Origin of the sequence: Nocardia uniformis NBRC 13702 (assembly GCF_001613345.1) — a bacterium.
GTDB classification, from domain to species: Bacteria; Actinomycetota; Actinomycetes; order Mycobacteriales; family Mycobacteriaceae; genus Nocardia; species Nocardia uniformis.
The window spans coordinates 18,748-38,170 of record NZ_BDCE01000044.1; the positions used below are offsets into that span (position 1 = coordinate 18,748).

Here is a 19,423-nt window from a genome sequence, read left to right on the forward strand (position 1 = left end):
CCGCAATATGATTGGAGCACCTCAGTGCGCACCAGTGGACTGATCCACGCCGAGTTGATATCGGCACTCGTCGGCCTCCGCCACACCGATACTTTCGCCGTGAGCGACTCCGGCCTTCCCGTACCCGCCGGAGTCCCGGTGATCGATCTCGGCATCAGCTACGGGTTTCCCGGGTTCGTGCCGGTGGTCGAGCTGGTGCTCGCCGAGGTCACCGTGGAGGCCGCGTGGGGCAGTGCGGATGTCGCCGCCGCCAACCCGCAGGCGGCCGACCTGCTCACGAACCGCCTTGCCGCCGAACTGATCGACCACGAAGAGTTCAAGCGGCGAATCGGCCGGTGCCGCTTCGTTGTTCGCACGGGTGAGGCGACACCCTATGCCAATGTGCTGTTTCGCGCGGGCGTGCCGTGGCTGCCCTGACCGGCAGGTCGGGGGGAGTGGAACCGCGTCCAGAATTGGCCGAGCTGCGGCAGTCCGTGTGCGGCTGCCGGGTTCGGAACGTTCTGGGTCCGGACGGGCACGTCGTGTATGCCGAGAACCCTGCCCGACACCGGGGAACACCCTGAATTGCCACCGGGTAACCCCGGCGAAGAATTGTGACCCTGCCGATCTCCTGCGCTCCGACACCTGACTGAAGGCCCGAGTTGCTGTTGTGATTCGTCCCGTATATCTCTTTCACTGCCCCGTTCCGCGTCGAGACGGCTTAACCTCTCGGGGCACAGGTGTTGGTTTGGAAGGTGGAAGTAAGAGTGATCGGTACCCAGGCGAAGCTCGATGAACTCGCCAAGATTCTGGAGATCGCCTCGGAACCGGCGGGTGAGGCCGGTATCGCCAAGCGGGAGAAGAAGGGCATTCCGAGCGTTCGCCAGCGAGTGAACATGCTGCTCGACCCCGGGACATTCATCGAAACCGGTGCGCTGGCTCGCCAGCCCGGCCAGGCGGACGCTCTGTACGGCGATGGCCTGGTCACCGGTCGTGGGCTGATCGGGGGTCGTCCGGTGGTGGTGATCTCCCACGACCAGACCGTGTACGGCGGGTCCGTCGGCGTCACGTCCGCCCAAAAGTTCATGCGGGCATTGCGATTCGCGTTCGACAACGCGTGCCCGGTGGTGACGATCAATGATTCCGGCGGTGCGCGTATCCAGGACGCGGTGGGGTCGATCGCCTCGTTCGGTAATATCTCCCGCGAGCTGGAGAAACTGTCCGGCTATGTGCCGCAGGTGTCGATCATTCTCGGCAAGTGCGCGGCGGGCTCGGTGTACGGGCCGATCAATACCGACGTGCTCATCGGCACCAAGGACTCCTACATGTTCGTCACCGGGCCGGACGTGATCAAGGCCGTCAACGGCGAGGATGTCACCGCCGAGGAACTCGGCGGCGCCGAGGTGCAGGCCAAACGCGGCACCCTGCACCACGTGGCCGACACCGAGCAGGACGCCTACGAGTGGGCCCGCAACTACCTCAGCTACATGCCGACCAGCTGCGTCGAGCAGCCGCCGATCGTGAATCCCGGTCTGGAACCGGAGATTACGGCTACCGACCGCGAACTCGACAAGATCATCCCCGATTCCGATCGCGCCGGTTACGACATGCACGAGATCCTGCTGCGGATCTTCGACGACGGTGAATTCCACGAGATCCGAGCCGCGTTCGCCCCGAACCTGATTACCGGATTCGCCCGGGTCGACGGCTATCCGGTCGGCGTGATCGCCAACCAGCCGCTGGTTCTCGGCGGTTCCATCGACGCCGCCTGCTCGGACAAGTCGACCTACTTCATCCGGCTGTGCGACGCGTTCAATATCCCCCTCGTATTCGTCGCCGACACCCCGGGTGTGCTGCCCGGCCTCTCGGAGGAGGCGAATGGCGTGATCATTCGCGGCGGTCGAGTCCCGCGCGCGATCATCGAGGCGACGGTGCCGATCATCAACCTGGTGGTGCGCAAGTCCTACGGCGGCGCGTACGGCATGATGGCGGCGCGGCAGGTGGGCGCGGACTTCAGTTTCGCTTGGCCGACAGCCCGGATCGCGGTGATCGGTGCCGAGAGCGCGGTCGACCTACTCGGCAAGCGGCAGTTGGCGGCGGTGCCGGAGGAACACCGCGCGGCGGCACGCGAATTCATGATCAACCAGTACAACGAGACCATCGCCACCCCGTGGGTCGCCGCCGAGCGCGGCTACATCGACGCGGTCATCGAACCCTCGCGTACCCGTCTGGAGATCAGGCACGCATTGCGCCTGTTGCGCGACAAGCAGTCGGTCAAGCCGGAATTCAACCCGCGCAAGCACCCGCTGTATCCGATGTGATCGTTCGAGCGTCTACGACCTCGGTCGTTCTCGGCGGCCGAGCACTGTCAGCGCGCTGACGGCCAGACCGCCGCCGAATAGGTAGAGCCCCCAGGTGTCGGAGAAGAGGTCTCGGTAGTCGCTGCTGAACTGATCGCCGAAGCGCTCGTTCAGTCGCCACGCCAGCGCGGCGAGCCCGGCGAGGCCCGCGAGCACACCGAGCGAGGCGAGTCCGCGCCAACCCGTGAGCGCGGCTACCAGGACCGCGGCGGCGGCACCGAGCAGCACGAGTGCGAGCGATGACGTGATCGCCGCCGACTGCTCACCGATCTGCGCGAGGGTGTCCTCCGCTGCGAAACCCTCGCGCAGATCGGTGAATCGGACGTCGCGCGCTTCGATGGTGCCGACGAGCGGACGGAATGCCCCGACGGCCATGACGATGGCACTGGCGAATAACAGCAGGCGGGCGGACTTGCGCATACGCCAACGGTAGGGTGCGAGCCGGGCATTCGCGGTGATGCCGAATCGGCATGTTGTCCGAATTCGACGCTTTCTTGGGCCTGATGTTGTTCGAGCGATCACGGTCGTAGCCGGCCGCCTGCCGGGTCTCCGGTTTGTCGAGGCTCCGCCAAGTCGTGCCGATCTCCCTGCCTATCCGGGCGGCCAGCGTGCTCTTTCCGTATTGGCGAGCCCCCCGTCCACCAGCACCGCCCGGTTCGTATGATGGTCCGTCAGGCCAACCGAAGGGTCATTGCACGAACCGATCCCGTAGGGCCGGTACCGCTTGTGCGGTACCGGCCCCGACTCCGTTTCGGGTTGGGACATGCGGAGGGGGCGGAGTACGGGCCGGTTAACCGATGCTGTCGTCGGGCGAGTTCTCCGGGGCGATCAGCCGCAGCTGCAGCATGGCGGTGAACCGGGCGTCCGGGTCGGTCAGATCGATCCGCCCGATCTCCTCGATCCTGCGCAGCCGATACCGAAACGTATTCGGATGGATGTACACCGCCGCGGCCGCCGCAGTGACGTCACCGAATGCGTCGAGCCACGCGCGCAGCGAATCAACTAGAGAGCTACCTTGTGCGGCATCATATTTCAATAACCGCGCGATCGGTCCGGCAGGGGTTTCACCGCGCACCCGCATGAGATCGCGAAGTTCCAGCAGCAGCGCCTCCGCCTGCACATCGGCTATCCGCACCACCCGCCCCGAGGCGGTATTCGTCAGCGCCACCCGCAGCGCACGGTCCGCGGCGGCCCTGGAATGTCCGAGACCGGCCACATCCTGGGTCACCGTGCCCGCGCCGATCGAGAGGCGCACCCGGTCGCCGATGCGCTGCAGAAAATCGTCGGCCACCTGGGCGGCGCGATCGTCGGCAGCGGGATCGGGGAGTGGCACGATCGCATAGGCCACATCTCCGAGCAGGGCGGCGGCCGCGGTGGGGAAGGCCGCGGTGAGGTGGATGGTCAACGCGTCGGTGAGCCGCTCCCGTTCGGCGGCGAGTTTGCCGTGCGCGGCGACCGAGGGCGGATCCGCGGGATCGCCCGAGGTCATGGCGAGTACCGTCACCGTCCGGTTCAGCAGGCCGAGTTTGCGCACCGCCTCCACCGCGCCCGGGCCACCGTCCAGCGCCCGGCTGACCAGATCGGCGCGTAGCCGCCGTGCGATATCAGCGCCCGCGCGGCGGCGGACCAGGTGCAGCGCAACGAGTTTCGCCGATTCCTGGAATGAGAGGATAAGTTCGGGCGTCAACGGCGCGGCGGTCGCCGCCCAGATCGAGCCGAGCATTTCGTCGCCCGCGCGGACGGCCTGCGCGACGCGCGGTATGGCGAAATCGTCGAGATCGGCCGGCGGCTCGATCCGGATCGGCGCGGTACTGCGATACAACTCGCGGAACACTCCCTGTGCCTCGAGGCTGGCGGTGTGCCGATCCGGAACCTGGCGCTGCAGAATGGTTTCCGTGCGCGAAGGGTCCGCGAGATCCTGACCGCCGGAGAAGGCGAGCACCCGGCAGCTGCGATCCTCGATGGTCACCGGGGCGTCGAGCAGCGCACTCACCGCGTTGGCGACGGCGAACAGATCTCCGGAGGGTATACCGCCGAGCGTCTCCGGATTCGTCTCGTCGACATCACCCGCGAGCAGTGCACGCAGCAGTGCCGCAAGCTGATTCCACGATGCACCGTTGACGAGCCCGAGCAGTGCGATACCGCGCCGTCGGGTGATGTCGTGCAGCGCCGGATCGGCGGTGACCGGGGCGCGCACGATCAACCCGGCCGCGCCGCGCTCGCCGAGGTCGTCGAGTACCCGCCGGAACTCGGCGCCGTCGCGCAGGCCGACACCGAGGACGAGCGCATGCGGCGTGAGCACTGGTTCGTCATGCGGGTCGTAGATCACGACATCGCTGATTTCCTCGGCGTCGTGCACGCTCCCGCAGACCAGATGCAGCAGGGTGGAACCGAGATCGTCGAGGATCCGGCCGAGGCTCGCACGTGGAATGCTGGTCATCTGCCCAAAGTAGCGAAATGACGCTGCGGTCCTGGTTATAGCGGCAACCACTCGGTGGAGGTGGTGACCTCGTCGAGCAGTTCGGGAATGGGGCGGACGCCGATTCCGGGTCCGGTCGGCACCGGAAGGTGACCGTCGTCCAGGACGAAGGGCGCGGTGATATCGGTGTGGTAGTAGCGGCCGGAGGCGGAGGTGTCGCCCGGCAGCACACAGCCCGGCAGTGCGGCGAGCGCGATATTGGCGGCGCGTCCGAGTCCGGTCTCCAGCATGCCGCCGCACCACACCGGTATCCCGTGCGCGGCGCAGACATCGTGGATGCGGCGGGCCTCCAGATAGCCGCCGACCCGACCGGGTTTGATATTGACGACGCGGCACGCGCCCAGGGTGATCGCGGCCGCGGCCGACCGTGCCGAGGTGATCGATTCGTCGAGGCAGATCGGCGTGCGCACCCGTTTCGCCAATTCGGCGTGGCCGACGATATCCTCCTCGGCCAGCGGCTGTTCGATCAGCAGTAGATCGAACGGGTCGAGGCGGGCGAGCAGATCGGCGTCGGCGAGGGTATAGGCGGTATTCGCATCCACCTGCAGCATGATGTCGCCGAAGCGTTCCCGGACGGCACGCACCGGAAGGACATCCCAGCCCGGTTCGATCTTCAGCTTGATCCGCTGATAGCCCTCGTCGAGATATCCGCCCACCACCTCCAGCAGGTGGTCGATCGATTCCATGATGCCCACCGAGACACCGCACGGCACTCGGTCGTGCACCGCACCCAACTCCCGGGCCAGCGAGACTCCGCACGCGGTCAGTTCGGCGTCCAGGACCGCCATCTCGAGGGCGGACTTGGCCATGCGGTGCCCGTGGAACACCGATAGTGCGGGGCCGACATTGGTGGCGTCGAGCCGATCCCTGGCCGCCAGCGCGGGAATCAGATAGCGCCGCAAGACATCCGCCGCACCGTCCACATACTCCGGGGAGTAGACCGGGTCGGCCAGCGTGCCACATTCACCCCAGCCCTCGGTCTCATCGGTGGCCACGCGCAGCAGTAACAACTCTCGCGCGGTCTGGGTGCCGAATGATGTGCGGAACGGCGCTACCAGCGGCATCCGCACTTTTCGCAGTTCGACTCCGGTGAGTTTCACGCATCCTCCGTGGTCAGCACATATCGGCCCGCGCGGTCGAATCCGGTGATTCGCGCGCCATCGGACATCAGTCCGGTCAACGTCTCGCGCACAGCGGTGCGCCAGCGCCGGGCCAGTGGCGGGTCGGCCACGCGCAGGCGTGGAATCGTGTCAGGGACGGCGATCAGCAGCGTGCGCCCGTCGGTGCGGCCGGGTACCGGCTCACCTGTCGCCGAGATATCGAGTGCGACAATGCCATTCGTGACCGCCGGGTGATCGGACTGTCCTGCGCAGGCCGCGGCGACCGAGGGGGCGCGCAGATCCCAGCGGACCAGCAAGCGGTCGGTCGTATCGCCGGCATTGATGATGTCGGGTATCGGCCCGTAGAAATCGGGCAGGTATTCGACCGGGGTCGCGGCCAATTTTCCGATATTGAAGTACGCGTTGCGCCGCATCAGCGGGTCGAAGGTCCACGTGATCGCGGCAGCCCCGTGCCGTAGCGCCCAGGCCCGCTGATGCACTTTCAACGCGAATCCCACATTGGCGCCACGCATTCGAGCGGTAACGCCAGTGATATGACTGTGCAGCGCGTCATCGGCGGGCGCGCCGGAGAAGCCGATGGCGAAGCCGACCAACTCGTCGCCGTCATACGCGCCCGCCACATAGCTGCCCGCTTTCGCCAATGCGCGCAACAGCGTCTGCGGCAGGGGCCGGTCCTGCGCGGACTGCCACACCGTGTCACACAATCGGCGGACTTCGATCAGTTCGTCCGCCTCGGTGAGGGAACGGATGGTCACACCCGCGCGGGCCGCGGCTTGTTTCGCTGCGGTGTCCGGCGTATTCGTCAGTTCGCGCATCATGCTGCCCCACCTAGGATTTCGGCCAGTAGCGCGGTAAACAATGCTGTCCGAGCTGGAAATTCGTCGATCAGCACGTGCTCGTTATCGGCGTGTGCGCCGCCGCCCACCGCGCCGAGTCCATCCAGCGTGGGCGTTCCGACGCCCGCGGTGAAGTTCCCATCCGATCCGCCACCCACCGCCGCCCCGGTCACCGGGCTGATCGCCAGCTGCTCACCGAGCCGAACGGCCTTCCGGAACAAGCATTCCGACATGCTCGGCGCCAGTGGCGGGCGATTCGGACCGCCGAGTACCTCGAGCCGTGCACCGGGCAGGGTGGGGGACAGTGCGTGCAGCGCGGTATCGATTCGAACCTGTTCGGCCACGTCGAATGTCCGCACGTCCACCGCTAACGAGCCATCGGCGGGCACGGTGTTGGCGGTGGTCCCGGCTGTCATCGTGGTCGGCGTGACGGTGGTTCCGACCGCCAGGTCACCGAGCCGGGCAACCACCTGCATCTGATAGGCCAGTTCGACGGCCGCGTTGATACCGCGCTCGGGTTCCAGCCCGGCGTGCGCCGCCCGGCCGACTGCTCGAATGCGGTACTGGGATATCCCTTTTCGCGCGATCTTCAGCGCACCCGAGGCGGCGGCCGGTTCGGCGACCAGGGCGGCGGCCCGGCCGCGTGCCTCGACCTCGATCAGCTGCGCAGACGACGGTGCGCCCAATTCCTCGTCACCGGTGATCAATACGGTCACACCGGTCCGGTCGGATAGCGCGGCCACCGCGCGCAATGCCAATACGACTCCGGCCTTCATATCGAAACATCCCGGGCCACGCAGGAGTCCGTCCTGGATGGAGAATGGGTGCGTTCGCAGCGAACCGAGCGGCCACACGGTGTCGTGATGTCCGAGTACGAGCACTCCGGCCGGGCCGCCGAAACTCCACCGCAGATGGGTGCGGCCCTCGAGCACGATCCGTTCGGGTTCCCTGCCGAGCAGTGCCGCGCCGACCTCGGCGACCGTCTCCGCGCTGCGCGCCACCGCGTCCAGATCCGCCGACGGCGATTCGCAGCGGATGAGCTGCTCGATATCGGCGAGTATCGCGGGCAGGTCGGCGCGGAACCGTTCGACCAGTGCGGGACCGGTCGGAATTCCGTGCATCTGTAGTGCCACCACCGTGTATCTCCCTACCGGCGTGCGTTTCGCACAGCCGGTTTCGAGCATCGGCGGATCGGCCCGGCTCCGCCTCGTCGCCGCGGACGAATCCACGACCTCGAGTTCGTCGGCGTGGACGAGGTCACATGCGGCCCCGCCCTTCACGATTGGAGCCACTCGAACACCGAGGAGGGTTTATGACGCTGCTCGCCAACTCTTGACAACAAAGGAATGAAGTATGCCGAATTCTCGTCCGTTCGAACTCGCAGATCTGGACAAGGTCGCACTGCCCTCTGATCCGACGATCGCGCCCGACGGCAGCCGGGTCATCTATGTGCTGCGCACCGTGGATGGCGATGCCGACCGCGATATCCGTTCGCTGTGGCAGGTCCGGCCCGGTGTGGAACCGGTGAGGTTGACCCGCGGCGTCGCCGATACCAGCCCGCGCTGGTCGCCGGACGGGCGTTGGATCGCTTTCCTGCGCGCCGAGAACGGTCCCGCGCAACTGTGGCGGCTCCCCGCCGACGGTGGCGAACCCGAGCAGCTGACCGATCTGCCGCTCGGTGCGGGAGCGCCGGTGTGGAGTCCGGACAGTACGCGTATCGCCTTCAGCGCGCCGGTCGACACCGCCGGAGCTAGCTCGGCGACCGAACCGATGCGCACCGATCGGCGGTTCTACAAGCTCGACGGGACCGGCTTTCTGCGCGGATTCCGTTCGCACATCTTCATATTCGACATCGTGTCGCGCTCTACCCGCCAGGTGACCGACGGTGACTTCCACGCGGGCACCCCGGCATGGTCACCGGATGGCACGCGGCTGACCTTCGCCGATTCCCTCGCCGACGGTGACCCGGCCTGCTCGGCGGCACGCATTGTCGAGGCAGACGCCCTACGCCGTACGCCGAGCCGGATCGGTCCCGCAGCGGGTGCGGTGGCGGCGGTGACCTGGAGCGCGGCGGGCGACAACCTCCTCGCGGTCGCCGCGCCCGATACCGAGGTGCGCAATAACCGGCTGCTGCTGATACCTGTCGATGGCGGCGGAAGCACCGACCTCACAGCGGGATTCGACCGCAATGTGATGGCGGGCCATCCCGGATATCCTGGTGCGCTGCCGCACTCGACCGCGAGCGGCGCGGCGCTGTTCTGTGTCCGCGATCGCGGCTGTACCCACCTCTACATCACCGGCGAAGGACGACCGCGCGCGCTCGTTGACGGTGATCGGGTGGTATCCGGACTGTCGGTCGCCGCGAACCGCGCCGCCTTCGTCGTGTCGACCGCCGAAAGTTTCGCCGAGATAGCGATACTCGACCTCGACACCGGCGTCGAGCAAATACTCACCACGCACGCCTTGCCGGATATCGCGCCGATTCCCGTGCGGGAGCGGGTATTCACAATTTCCGACGGCACCGAGGTCCACGGTTGGCTGCTACGCGATCCGGCCGCACCCACCCCCGGCCCGCTGCTGGTGGACGCGCACGGCGGACCGCACAACGCGTGGAATGCGGTGTGGGATCCGGCGCATGCCTACCATCAGGTGCTCGCCGCCCGCGGCTGGACGGTGCTGTTGCTCAACCCGCGCGGCAGCGACGGCTACGGGGAGGATTTCCTGCGTGCCGCGGTCGGCGGATGGGGTGTGGCCGACGAGCGCGACTTCCTCGAGCCGATCGATACGCTGATCGCCGAGCGCCTGGTCGATCCGGCGCGAATCGCGTTGTGCGGCTACAGCTATGGCGGCTATATCGCCTGCTGGCTGCCCACTCGCACCGACCGGTTCGCCGCGGTGGTCGCCGGTGGCGTGGTCAGTGATCTGGTCAGCCTGACGGGTACCTCCGACGCGGGCGGCGAGCTGACCCGTGCCGAATTCGGTACGGCCTACCTGGAGGATCCGGGCGCGATCGCCCGGATGAACCCGCTCGCCCATGCGGCTCGGGCCACCGCGCCGACGCTGGTGTTGCAGGGCGGTGCGGATGAGCGCTGTCCGGTCGGACAGGCCGAACAGTGGTACACCGCGCTGCGCGACCGCGGCGTACCCGCCGAACTCGTGCTCTACCCAGAGGCGTCGCATCTTTTCATCCTGGACGGAAGGCCGTCGCACCGTGCGGATTACAACCGCCGCATTATCGAATGGGTGGTGCGGCATACGCGTGTGAGCACGTCGCCGGGAGTGCCGTCGGCCATCGCGCCACTCGACGCCGCGCATTGGCAGCGGCGACTGGACGTCATCGCCACCCGGCACGGTATTCCCGGTGTGGTACTGGCTATTTCGCATGGCGATCAGATGATCGAGGCCGCGCACGGCGTACTGGCGTTGAACACCGGGGTCGAGACGACCGTCGACTCGCTGTTCCAGATCGGCTCGATCACCAAGGTGTGGACGGCCACCGTCATCATGCGATTGGTTGATCAGGGCAAACTCGATCTCGACGCACCCCTGATCGAGATGCTGCCCGAGCTGCGGTTGTCCGATCCGGACACGACGAAGCGAATTACCATGCGCCACTTGCTCACTCACACAAGCGGTATCGACGGCGATGTGTTCACCGACACCGGGCGCGGCGACGACTGTCTCGAACGTTACGTTCCCGAGTTGGCGGATGTGATGTGCGAGCCGATCGAGGCGATCTGGTCCTACTGCAACTCCGGTTACAGTCTGGCCGGTCGGGTCATCGAGGTGCTGACCGGGCTGACCTGGGATGCGGCCATGCGCGAGATGCTGTTCACCCCGCTCGGTCTGGAATACACGGTGACGTTGCCCGAGGAGGCGCTGCTGCATCGTGCGGCCGTCGGACATGTGCCCGGACCGGATGGCGCACTGCGCCGCGCGGATCGCTGGATGCTGCCACGAAGCGCGGGGCCCGCGGGGTTGATCACCGCCCGCGCACGCGATCTGCTCACCTTCGCCCGCATGCACCTCGATGACGGCGTCGCCCCCGACGGCCGACGACTGCTGCCGACCGAATTGGTCCGGCAGATGCGCGCCGAACAGGCGGTGCTGCCCGGGATCGGACCGGGCGAGTCCGATTCGTGGGGGCTCGGGTGGTTCCGTTGCGACTGGAACGGTCACCGCGTCTTCGGCCACGACGGCGGCACCATCGGACAGGGTGCCCTGCTGCGGGTGCTGCCCGAACATCGCTTGGCGTTCACGATACTCACCAACGGTGGTGCGATCGGCAAGGTATTCAGCGAGCTCAGTGCCGAGATCGCCACCGAGCTTGCTGGCGTGACGCCGCCGGAACCGGTTGTGCCACCAGCGGATCCGCCGCCGTTGGAGTCTGGCCGCTATATCGGCGTCTACGAGTCGTCGGATAAGCGGTGCGAGATAACCGATACCGGCGATGGCCTGCTGCTGCGATTCGTCCTCCTCGGGTCCATGGGCGACCTCGGTTTCCCCGAACAGAAGATGTCGCTGGTACCGGTCGCCGATGACACCTTCGTGGCCGATTACGACGGACGGGGCTGGATACGTGTGTACTTCCTGTACGCCGACGACGGCACTCAGTACGTGTTCTTCGGCGGACGGGCCATCCGCAGACGCCGCGATGGCGACGCGTGAGCTCCGGGCAGAGCAGCGCGACGGCCGTGCGGCACAGGAGTTGACGTCCACCGGATCCGCCCGCGTGCCTGGCCGACCCTGCTCGCCGTGGACTCCTGTGTATGGCCGCTGGTCGGGAGCCCTGCCGACGGTGCCCTTGTGGCGAGCGCGCGCCGATTCGAACCGGCCCGATCGAACCCCTGGAAAGGTCAACCGTCGCCGGACCGGCAGTGATCGTTGGAGAGTCCGAAGTGTCTGCGTGGTATTTGTGACGGTGCGCGAACCGGCTTTCAGCATCTGATGCCGCTTTGTCGTGCTTACGCGGCCAGGGATACTGACAGTTCGGCATCGAGGGCGGCCGCAACCCGTTCGAGGGTCGTCAACGTCGGCACTACATCACCGGCTTCGAGACGGCTGATCGCATGCGGTTTCAGGCCGGCTCGCCGGGCTAGCTCGGTTTGCGTCCAGCCCCGCGCTTCTCGGACCGCGCGGATCTGGCGTCCCAGTTCGTGTGCCAGTGCGTATGCCTTCATGGCTGCCTGGTATTCGGGGGTGGCACGCTTGGCGGCCAGGGTGGTGTCGAAATCTTTCTGCGCGTTCATGATTCGGTGTCTCCCATCGGGTCGAACGTGAGGTGCGTCGGGTCGGTATGGTTGGTTTCGCAGACTTTGCGGGCCATTCTCGCGCGGTCGATCTGGGCTGTCTCGCGCTGGCGGGTTTTGTGGAACACGGTCAGCAGCACTGCTTTTCGGCCGCCGGGGAACCAGTATGTGATGCGTGTAGCTCGGTTGCGGCTGAGCGAGAACCGGAGTTCACGCACACCGTCCCCGAGATATCGGCAATAGGGTTCGGATAGTTCAGGACCATAGGCGGCAAGCAGGCTGGCGGCGAAGTCGGCACGGGCAAGGTCAGCAGGCGACAATCCGGCGAGGAACTCGCGTACCTCAGGCTCGATCTCGATCGCATACAGCACCGAACCAGGCTATCACATCTGTGTGATAGCCTGGTTCGAGTTCGACACTGACTCCCGGCAGGCCTGATCGCGATCTCGGGCCAGTTGACCAGCGCCGCGAGGTTCGTATGGTGTCCGTCAGCGCCACTCGAAGGAAAGCTCGACGGCAACGTCGGGCCTACTTGTTTCTCTGGCGCGGGCTACTGGCGGTGAACCTGATTGGCGGCCTTGCGATCTGATCAGCATTCGGGGCTCGGTGCTTCCCAGAGGGCGCTGACCGGCATTGCGAGCGTTTGGGCCCGAAAGGCAATACTTGCTGGCCGGTGTGGAGCGTGATGCCGGCGAGGAAGTCGTCACCGAGGCGTTCGGCGAGATGACGGAAGTCGCCCCACCGTGCCGCTCATTCGATCAATTCCGCCGGTTTCGACCGAGGTATCGATGCTCCGTCGGTATCATGAGTGGTATCATCGCCCTGTGGCATGGACGATGCGTTTTCCCTCCGATGAGGAGGCTGCGCTCGAAGCGCAAGCTGAGAGTGAAGGGCGTTCCAAGCACGAAATCACCCGTGACGCTGTCCGGGAGTACCTCATGCGGCATCGCCGTTGGGAGGAGCCGTTGGTCGATGACGAGGACACTTTCGACCTGGGCGGCCCGATCAGCAAGGACGACATTCACGATGCGATGAATCGACTCGCGTGATCGTCGTCGCGGATACTTCGGGTCTGCTCGCGTTGTTCAATCGTTCCGATCCGGAGCATTTCGCGGTCCGGCGGGCCGCGGATGCCGCGAGCGCGTTGGTGGTGAGCCCGCTCGCCTTGACCGAGGTGCATCATGTCGCAAGCGTCCGCGCCGGGCGTAAGGTCGCCGATGCGGTCTTGGGTAAGCTGGCTGATCGTATTGCCGCCACCCGCATCGTGCTCGGGGAGATCGGTGCCGCACAGTTGCGTTCGGCTCTCGAGGTCCGCTCCGCGTACTACGACCTCAACCTCGATATCGTCGATGCGACATGCGTTGTGCTGGCCGATCATTTCGACACCGATCGGATTCTGACGCTGGACCGCAGGGACTTTCGGGTGCTCCGGCCGTTGAGCCGATACTCCGCTTTCCAGATCCTTCCCGATGACCTTATCGGGTCGTGACGGCGCTTGAGTCCTGTCGCATTGGGCAGTTGGACACTTCGGGAACCTGATTCCGAGTTCGCCGACGCGCTCAGAGTGGAAGGCGAAGCGCGTCAGACACTTCATGAATAGTTGAGCCGCCGACGTAAGCGTTCGACTGCGACCGTCTGGGCTCGATTTGATCAATTCACGTGCACGATATGGTTTCTGATCGCGTCCTCGACCGGTCGTCCGGCAGTACCGGAATACGGGGGCTCGATGCCGTCGAAGATCGCGTCGAGGATGTCGGCTCGGTCGAGGGTGGCCGGGAAGGCGTGCGTGGCCCGAGCGCTGACGATGACCGCGAGCAACACGGTCGCGTAGATCCGCGAGCGTGGCACGGTCAACCGCCACCCGCACTGTTCGCGCTCGCGGAGCCGGGCTTCGACGGTGTCGAGGACGTCCGCGATGACCTGCAACTCGATCTGGTCACGGTCATCGGAGAGCATGGCGACCGCCGTAAAACATTGTGCTGCAACCGAACACCGCGATCCGCAGCAACATGAACAGCGATCTGTGGGGTGCTGCCGGTACCCGTGCGGCGCGCGGGTCGAGGACCATGCTCCCGGCCGCGACCAGGGCAGTGCGAGCCCGCCACCGCACCCGACAGGTACTGACCCCGCACTCGAGGTGCAACTGCATGGCGATGTGAGCCTGCGCGGCGGTCAGCGTTCCGGGGTCGGTGTGGCATGACCACAGCCCGCGTACCGAATACCCCACCGCGGTGGTCTCTGTGGTCGGGCACCGGGTGTCGGTGGCCTGGTGCTTCTCGCGGTCGATGCGCTCGATGATCGCTTGTGCCGACCATGGGTTCGCGCACTTCTTGCCGAACATCGCTGGCCTCCTTGGCATCTGATGGCTCCGGCGCGCTCAGCTGCGGTGGTGCGGATATGCGGCTGGATATCGGCCGGGTGTGCAACCAGCACACCACCGGCGCGCAGGTTTGGGATTGTCATCGCGGGATTCTCGGAAAACCCGGGTGAATTGCCAGCACCGATGCCATTCTGGCAATGGACAACTGCCATTTCGAGAGTGTCGAGGAGGATCGATGTCCGAGGAGAACCCCCGTGCCTCGCTGCCGCGTCGCCAGCTCGGGCGTTACATCCGCCGTCAACGCGAGGAGAACACCGCACTCACCCAAGCCGAAGTCGCCGTCGCGATGCAATGGAGTCACAGCAAGTACTCACGCCTGGAACGTGGTGAGCCGGGCAAGATCCTCGACCGCGACCTACGCGAGCTCGGCAAGATCCTCGAGATCGCCGACGAGCAGATCGACGCCATGATCGCACTCGCGCGCCAAGTTGGCGAAAAGACTTGGTACAACAGCTTTAACGATTTGATCCGGGCGAACTTCGATGTCTACCTGCGCATGGAGACAGAGGCGAGGGCTATGGAGATCTTCCGGCCCGATCTGGTCCCGGGGCTGTTTCAGACCGCCGACTACGCGCGGTCACTCAACCGAATCTACTTCCCCAACGAACTCGAGGAAGAACAGGACCGGCGTATCGAGCTGAAGCTCAAACGTCAGGCGATCATCACACGCAAGAAGGACCCGGTGACCGTCGACCTGGCTTTGCACGAGTCTGCCCTGCACTCGACCGTCGGCAACGAGACGATCATGGCTGCGCAGTTGCGGCACTTGGCAGACCTGGGTACGCGTCCGAACATCACGATTCGGATCGTGCCGTTCCGCGCGGGTTTTCCCCTCGGAACTCCTGTGGGGCCGTTCGTCACGCTCGACTTCAAACCAGATATGAAGGGTGTCGCCGAACCGACGGTCATCTATGTCGAGAACTACACCGGGGATATGTACCTTGAGGAAGAGGCCGACGTCCTCAAGTACCGCCGGGCGTTCGTGACGATCCAGCACGCCGCGCTGGACGCGGCGACCAGCAGGAACCTGCTTCGGCAGGTAGCACGAAGGGACTGAAGAGCAGTGAACGATGACAGTCTGGTCGGGGCGGAGTGGTTCAAAAGCACCCGCAGCTCGGGGAATTCGGAGTGCGTGGAGGTCGCGTTTCTCGACCGGGGCATGGTTGGTGTTCGTGATTCCAAGAACCCCACCGGCCCGGCGCTGGTCTTCGCCCCGGGCGAATGGGATGCGTTCACGGCTGGTGTCGCAGACAGAGAGTTCAACCGCCCCGCCTGAGATGGTGTGCCATGCCGTCCCCATCCACGGCATGTGTCAGGAGGGCAGCGGTTGGACGCCATGACGCGCAGAGCTTGCTGCGGTATGTAGCAGAAGGGACGAATGAGAGTGAGCGTCGACCTTTCCCGCGGACCCTGGTTCAAGAGCAGCTACAGCCAAGGGATTTCGGAATGCATGGAGGTCGCATGGCTCCCGGGCGGTGAGGTTGGTGTGCGTGACTCGAAGAACCCGAGCGGCCCAGCGCTGGTTTTCGCTCTTGGCGAGTGGGATGCGTTCATCGCCCGTATAGCCGACGGCGAGTTCCACCGTCGCTAGGTCCTACGGCCGCACGCAGTAGAGAAGCCGATCGGGTAGGTCCCCTACCTGGGGACGTTCGGAAACAGCCTTCAGTTCGTGCGGGTGGTCGTTCGATTGTCGAATACCGAGGGGAGCTTTCGAATTGTCCGGAGCCAGCGATGTCGCCACCGTGTCCCTACCGCCCTGGCCTGCTGAATGGGGCCAGCCACGACCGCGCGCCGCACTGGTCTTCGTTCTCGTATTCTTCAGCCTGGTTTCCTTTGCATTTATCCCCTTCACGTTCGACGGCGTCGAATCGGGAGATGGACTTCGTGCGATATTCGGTGTCGTCGGTTTTCTGGTTGGCCTCACGTTCGTGGCCATAGTCCTTCCGCAGATGAGGGTGCGGCGGAGTCGACTTCCTGTTGGCTTGGTGGCCGGTGACGCGGAAAACGGCACCGCGTTCCGCCTGTCTTTGGTGCGGTACTGGCTGCCGATACTGGCCGTATGGCTGGGGGTCGGTGTTGTCTTCCTAGCGATTTGGGCGATGATTGTCATCAATCGACTATTCGGGCGCGACGACGATCGCACTTCTACCATGGCGATCGATGTCGTACAACTCGTGTTTGTCGGAGCTTTCATCGCGCTGTTCCTCTTCCTCATCGGCTATTTCTTTACGAGGAAGCGCGGCAACTACGTGCAGTTGGATGCCGACACGATGACGCAGGTCATCGGGGCGGTGACGAAGACGATCTCATGGGAGGAGATCGGAGCCGTTGTCCCCTGCATCGTCAATGACTTGCCAACAGTGCGCATCATGCCTGCGCACGGTTCGGAGATTCGCGTCGATACCGGCAAGAGTCGAATCGATCGCTGGCAGCGCCCTCGCATGCAGCGCGAAATCGACCTTCAGGCAGCGGCCTTCGGTATCGACCCCGCACTCCTGCTGTACTTGGTCCAGTACTACCAACAGCACGCCGACGCGCGCGATGAATTGGCGTCGAGTGCCGTCATCGACCGAATTCGACGCGGAGATTTGGTCAGTCAGTAAAGGTCCGGCGCTGAATACGCGAATTGCCGGACTGCTCCAGACGATCAAGGATGAACGCGAGCACGTGTACTGACGCGGACGGCTCTATGTCGCCGGGCGTTGCGTTACTCATCAGCGAGGGATTCTCTGCGTGAGGTCGTCCCCGTCCGCGCGCATGACCAAGCAGCTGACCCTTTTGCTGCGCTGCCAATGGGATTCAGCTGCCGGAAAGAAGACAAAGCTGACGAGTACTTCCATCATTGGGCTGCCGATCAAGGCTGCTGTCAACTCGTCGGTACAGCCTGCGTCGGCTCGCCTGGCCGACTCGTCACGGCCAGGCCAAGGCCCGGTCAGGTCGAACTGGGTGATCACCTCGGCTGCGTGTGGCTGATCGCACGGAACGACAGGGATCGAGAACATGAGGTCCGTTTCCCGCACATCTTCGACGCAGTCCCCGACGGTCACATCCTGGACAGACTGAGCCCGGTTCGAGGGCTTCTCGTCGGTGGATTCGTCGGTGTCGATCAGCATCGCGATGGCCGCTCCGAAGCTCGCGAGCAGGATGTAACACCCGGAGGCCGCCAGACCCGTCATGGCCATGCCCCGGCCGCGTTGGCCCCGATGTCTGATCTGGGTCAATGCGATCAGCCCGAAAGGCATTGCTAGCAGGCACATTCCGAGCAGACCGAGAACCATCGAAGCGATTGCGAAACCATTGGTCCCCGGCGGTGGCGGTGCTGGCTGGGGCGGAGCCGAGGGATCGTCCGGTGTGGCGGGGTCGTGCACCAGCTCCGGTTCCCAGCCCCAGTCGACTTGTTCTGGTTCCTGATCGGAATGCACCCGCACGCCTCCTTGGTCGCCTCGCCCCGTCGGCGCGAAAATTCGGACTTACCGTATCGGACGGTCGACTGAATGCGGCATGCGTCGCGCTGGCTCGGTACCCGCCAGGTCTGCCGGTTGCCACGCTGACATTTCGGGCGCTCGCCCGGTGGCGACCCGGTTGCGAGCCTCTGGCGGTAGATCCCTGTCACCGTCAGCGTGACCGGCGTTACAGTGAGTGCGGGGAAATGTGAAGGATGTCGATTGAGCACAGTTGCGCGGGGCAGCCCCTGGGTTGCCGTTCGGCCCGAAGATGACGTCAGGCAGTTGGCGCGGCGGGTCTCGGTCGCGCACAGCTCGTTCGTCGAAGGTGTCGACAGGCTGCCGATGGTTCGGCCCGGTGAGCATTCGGTGCGGTCGGTGGTGCTCGATTCCTGGCAGCGCAGTCGCAGCAATGGCGTGGATCCGGACGGGTTCGGCGGGGCGGTGGATCTCGACGGGCAGGAGTTGCAGCGGTATCGGGCCTCGCATCCGACGGCACTGATTCAGCCGGTGGTGCGAAAACTACTGGTGGAGGATGCCGCTGACGCCGGTTTGCTGGTCGCGATCAGCGATGCGCGCGGGCGGCTGCTGTGGGTCGAGGGCGATGCGAGGGTCAAGGATCGGGCCGTGGCGATGAATTTCGTCGAGGGCGCGGACTGGAGTGAGGATCGGGTGGGCACCAATGCGCCCGGTACTGCGTTGGCGCTCGATCATCATGTGCAGATCTTCGGGGCCGAGCATTTCAGTCGTGCGGTGCACGAGTTCAGTTGCACCGCGGCGCCGGTGCATGATCCGATCAGCGGACGGACTATCGGGGCGATCGATATCACCGGTGGTCCGCGGGTGGCCGCGCCGGAGGTGCTGTCGCTGATCCGCGCGACAGTGCTGGCGGCGGAATCGGAATTGCGACTACATCTGCTCAGCTCGCCAACGCGTCTGGAACCCGCGACCGCGCGATTGCAGGTGCTCGGGTCCGGCCGACCGATCCTGATCCGGGGCGAGGAGCGAATTCGCCTGTCGCAGCGGCACGCCGAGATCCTCCTGCTGCTGGCCGATCACCCGGAGGGGCTGAGCTCCGATCACCTGGCCATGCTCCTGGACGAATCCGAACTGGACCCGGTGACCGTGCGCGCCGAGATGTCGCGCGTGCGAAAGATTCTGGGGGCCGACGGTCTCGGCTCGCGACCCTATCGGGTGTTGATGGACCTCGAGACCGATGTCGGCGAGGTGCGCCGAGCTCTCGCGCGCGGTGATGCGGCGGCGGCATTGCGGGCCTATCCGGGGCCGATACTGCCGCGTTCACTCGCGCCGGGTATCGGTGAGTTGCGTTCGGAACTGCACGGGCGGTTGCGTGCCACGCTGCTGGCGGTCGGTGATCGGCGGTTGCTCGCACGGTGGACCAGTTCGGTCGACGGTCGAGACGATGTGTCGGCGTGGTCCGCGTATCTGGCTTCGCTGGACCGGAATTCCTCGACGTACGCCCAGGTAGAAGCCCAGTTGGCGCTACTTGACCACAAGCTGGGCATCTGACCAATTTCTTGCAACGGTGCTGCAACATGCCCGCTCGTAGTGTTCC

20 protein-coding genes are annotated in these 19,423 nt (G+C 65.3%); 10 read left to right on the forward strand and 10 right to left on the reverse strand.

Features of this window, described 5'->3' with window-relative positions; all coding sequences use genetic code 11:
- The first annotated feature begins 24 nt into the window (after nucleotides 1-24).
- Together rbsD and NU1_RS13005 are read left to right on the forward strand one after the other, a co-directional pair.
- Nucleotides 25-417: a D-ribose pyranase gene (gene rbsD, locus NU1_RS13000; protein ID WP_067520880.1), complete on the forward strand. Its 393-nt coding sequence runs from the start codon at nucleotides 25-27 to the stop codon at nucleotides 415-417.
- Nucleotides 418-746: 329 nt separating this feature from the next.
- A complete protein-coding gene (locus NU1_RS13005) occupies nucleotides 747-2,300 on the forward strand; it encodes an acyl-CoA carboxylase subunit beta (RefSeq protein WP_067520883.1) in 1,554 nt (517 codons plus the stop codon).
- Between the two features lie 12 nt (nucleotides 2,301-2,312).
- Here NU1_RS13005 and NU1_RS13010 read toward each other — a convergent pair whose 3' ends face one another.
- The 5 genes from NU1_RS13010 to NU1_RS13030 all read right to left on the reverse strand — a co-directional run bounded on the left by NU1_RS13010 (nucleotide 2,313) and on the right by NU1_RS13030 (nucleotide 8,067).
- Nucleotides 2,313-2,759 carry a hypothetical protein gene (locus tag NU1_RS13010; protein ID WP_067520887.1) on the reverse strand — a complete coding sequence of 149 codons (447 nt, stop codon included), beginning with the start codon at nucleotides 2,757-2,759 and terminating at the stop codon, nucleotides 2,313-2,315.
- 370 nt (nucleotides 2,760-3,129) lie between these two features.
- A complete protein-coding gene (locus tag NU1_RS13015) occupies nucleotides 3,130-4,779 on the reverse strand; it encodes a PucR family transcriptional regulator (protein ID WP_067520892.1) in 1,650 nt (549 codons plus the stop codon).
- A 35-nt stretch (nucleotides 4,780-4,814) separates the two neighbouring features.
- Nucleotides 4,815-5,918: an o-succinylbenzoate synthase gene (gene menC / locus NU1_RS13020; RefSeq protein WP_067520894.1), complete on the reverse strand. Its 1,104-nt coding sequence runs from the start codon at nucleotides 5,916-5,918 to the stop codon at nucleotides 4,815-4,817.
- Nucleotides 5,915-6,757, reverse strand: a complete 843-nt coding sequence (locus NU1_RS13025) for a GNAT family N-acetyltransferase (RefSeq protein ID WP_067520897.1) — start codon at nucleotides 6,755-6,757, stop codon at nucleotides 5,915-5,917. The genes menC and NU1_RS13025 overlap by 4 nt, the downstream gene beginning before the upstream one ends.
- Entirely contained in the window at nucleotides 6,754-8,067 is a 1,314-nt protein-coding gene (locus tag NU1_RS13030) for a M20/M25/M40 family metallo-hydrolase (protein WP_245720101.1), read from the reverse strand. Before NU1_RS13030 ends, NU1_RS13025 begins: the two co-directional genes overlap by 4 nt.
- A gap of 61 nt (nucleotides 8,068-8,128) precedes the next feature.
- Here NU1_RS13030 and NU1_RS13035 point away from each other — a divergent pair, with 61 nt between their 5' ends.
- Nucleotides 8,129-11,443, forward strand: a complete 3,315-nt coding sequence (locus NU1_RS13035) for a serine hydrolase (RefSeq protein WP_067520900.1) — start codon at nucleotides 8,129-8,131, stop codon at nucleotides 11,441-11,443.
- A 296-nt stretch (nucleotides 11,444-11,739) separates the two neighbouring features.
- Here the strand turns inward: NU1_RS13035 and NU1_RS13040 are convergent, their stop codons facing one another.
- Nucleotides 11,740-12,024, reverse strand: a complete 285-nt coding sequence (locus NU1_RS13040) for a helix-turn-helix domain-containing protein (RefSeq protein ID WP_067520903.1) — start codon at nucleotides 12,022-12,024, stop codon at nucleotides 11,740-11,742.
- Nucleotides 12,021-12,395 (reverse strand): type II toxin-antitoxin system RelE/ParE family toxin, encoded by a 375-nt coding sequence (locus NU1_RS13045; protein WP_067520906.1) that lies wholly within the window; start codon nucleotides 12,393-12,395, stop codon nucleotides 12,021-12,023. The genes NU1_RS13040 and NU1_RS13045 overlap by 4 nt, the downstream gene beginning before the upstream one ends.
- Before the next feature lie 453 nt (nucleotides 12,396-12,848).
- On the opposite strand from NU1_RS13045, the gene NU1_RS13050 reads away from it, so the two are divergent.
- Both NU1_RS13050 and NU1_RS13055 read left to right on the forward strand, forming a co-directional pair.
- Complete coding sequence (locus NU1_RS13050; protein WP_169815053.1) at nucleotides 12,849-13,073, forward strand: ribbon-helix-helix protein, CopG family; 225 nt, start codon at nucleotides 12,849-12,851, stop codon at nucleotides 13,071-13,073.
- Nucleotides 13,070-13,513, forward strand: coding sequence for a type II toxin-antitoxin system VapC family toxin (locus NU1_RS13055; protein ID WP_067520908.1), 444 nt, complete (start codon nucleotides 13,070-13,072; stop codon nucleotides 13,511-13,513). The genes NU1_RS13050 and NU1_RS13055 overlap by 4 nt, the downstream gene beginning before the upstream one ends.
- A 161-nt stretch (nucleotides 13,514-13,674) precedes the next feature.
- Here NU1_RS13055 and NU1_RS13060 read toward each other — a convergent pair whose 3' ends face one another.
- Nucleotides 13,675-13,980, reverse strand: a complete 306-nt coding sequence (locus tag NU1_RS13060) for a hypothetical protein (protein WP_067520911.1) — start codon at nucleotides 13,978-13,980, stop codon at nucleotides 13,675-13,677.
- Nucleotides 13,967-14,365, reverse strand: a complete 399-nt coding sequence (locus NU1_RS13065) for a hypothetical protein (protein ID WP_067520914.1) — start codon at nucleotides 14,363-14,365, stop codon at nucleotides 13,967-13,969. The genes NU1_RS13060 and NU1_RS13065 overlap by 14 nt, the downstream gene beginning before the upstream one ends.
- Before the next feature lie 214 nt (nucleotides 14,366-14,579).
- Here NU1_RS13065 and NU1_RS13070 point away from each other — a divergent pair, with 214 nt between their 5' ends.
- The 4 genes from NU1_RS13070 (at nucleotide 14,580) to NU1_RS13085 (ending at nucleotide 17,007) form a co-directional block, all read left to right on the forward strand.
- Nucleotides 14,580-15,461, forward strand: coding sequence for a helix-turn-helix domain-containing protein (locus NU1_RS13070; protein WP_067520916.1), 882 nt, complete (start codon nucleotides 14,580-14,582; stop codon nucleotides 15,459-15,461).
- A gap of 6 nt (nucleotides 15,462-15,467) precedes the next feature.
- A complete protein-coding gene (locus NU1_RS13075; protein WP_067520919.1) occupies nucleotides 15,468-15,680 on the forward strand; it encodes a DUF397 domain-containing protein in 213 nt (70 codons plus the stop codon).
- Nucleotides 15,681-15,782: 102 nt separating this feature from the next.
- The gene (locus tag NU1_RS13080) at nucleotides 15,783-15,995 is read left to right on the forward strand and encodes a DUF397 domain-containing protein (protein WP_212761550.1); all 213 of its coding nucleotides are present in this window, start codon (nucleotides 15,783-15,785) and stop codon (nucleotides 15,993-15,995) included.
- Nucleotides 15,996-16,119: 124 nt separating this feature from the next.
- Nucleotides 16,120-17,007, forward strand: coding sequence for a hypothetical protein (locus NU1_RS13085; RefSeq protein WP_067520922.1), 888 nt, complete (start codon nucleotides 16,120-16,122; stop codon nucleotides 17,005-17,007).
- Nucleotides 17,008-17,118: 111 nt separating this feature from the next.
- Here NU1_RS13085 and NU1_RS13090 read toward each other — a convergent pair whose 3' ends face one another.
- Nucleotides 17,119-17,682 (reverse strand): DUF4190 domain-containing protein, encoded by a 564-nt coding sequence (locus NU1_RS13090; protein ID WP_084521247.1) that lies wholly within the window; start codon nucleotides 17,680-17,682, stop codon nucleotides 17,119-17,121.
- 387 nt (nucleotides 17,683-18,069) lie between these two features.
- Here NU1_RS13090 and NU1_RS13095 point away from each other — a divergent pair, with 387 nt between their 5' ends.
- A complete protein-coding gene (locus NU1_RS13095; protein WP_067520927.1) occupies nucleotides 18,070-19,377 on the forward strand; it encodes a sigma-54-dependent transcriptional regulator family protein in 1,308 nt (435 codons plus the stop codon).
- Nucleotides 19,378-19,423: the final 46 nt, after the last annotated feature.

Excerpts from the sequence above, each read along its gene's own strand:
- NU1_RS13010 (WP_067520887.1), bottom strand. The coding sequence starts at position 2,759 with ATGCGCAAGTCCGCCCGCCTGCTGTTATTCGCCAGTGCCATCGTCATG.
- NU1_RS13015 (WP_067520892.1), bottom strand. The coding sequence starts at position 4,779 with ATGACCAGCATTCCACGTGCGAGCCTCGGCCGGATCCTCGACGATCTC.
- NU1_RS13025 (WP_067520897.1), bottom strand. The coding sequence starts at position 6,757 with ATGATGCGCGAACTGACGAATACGCCGGACACCGCAGCGAAACAAGCC.
- NU1_RS13035 (WP_067520900.1), top strand. The coding sequence starts at position 8,129 with ATGCCGAATTCTCGTCCGTTCGAACTCGCAGATCTGGACAAGGTCGCA.
- NU1_RS13040 (WP_067520903.1), bottom strand. The coding sequence starts at position 12,024 with ATGAACGCGCAGAAAGATTTCGACACCACCCTGGCCGCCAAGCGTGCC.
- NU1_RS13060 (WP_067520911.1), bottom strand. The coding sequence starts at position 13,980 with ATGCTCTCCGATGACCGTGACCAGATCGAGTTGCAGGTCATCGCGGAC.
- NU1_RS13065 (WP_067520914.1), bottom strand. The coding sequence starts at position 14,365 with ATGTTCGGCAAGAAGTGCGCGAACCCATGGTCGGCACAAGCGATCATC.
- NU1_RS13070 (WP_067520916.1), top strand. The coding sequence starts at position 14,580 with ATGTCCGAGGAGAACCCCCGTGCCTCGCTGCCGCGTCGCCAGCTCGGG.
- NU1_RS13080 (WP_212761550.1), top strand. The coding sequence starts at position 15,783 with ATGAGAGTGAGCGTCGACCTTTCCCGCGGACCCTGGTTCAAGAGCAGC.
- NU1_RS13090 (WP_084521247.1), bottom strand. The coding sequence starts at position 17,682 with ATGGTTCTCGGTCTGCTCGGAATGTGCCTGCTAGCAATGCCTTTCGGG.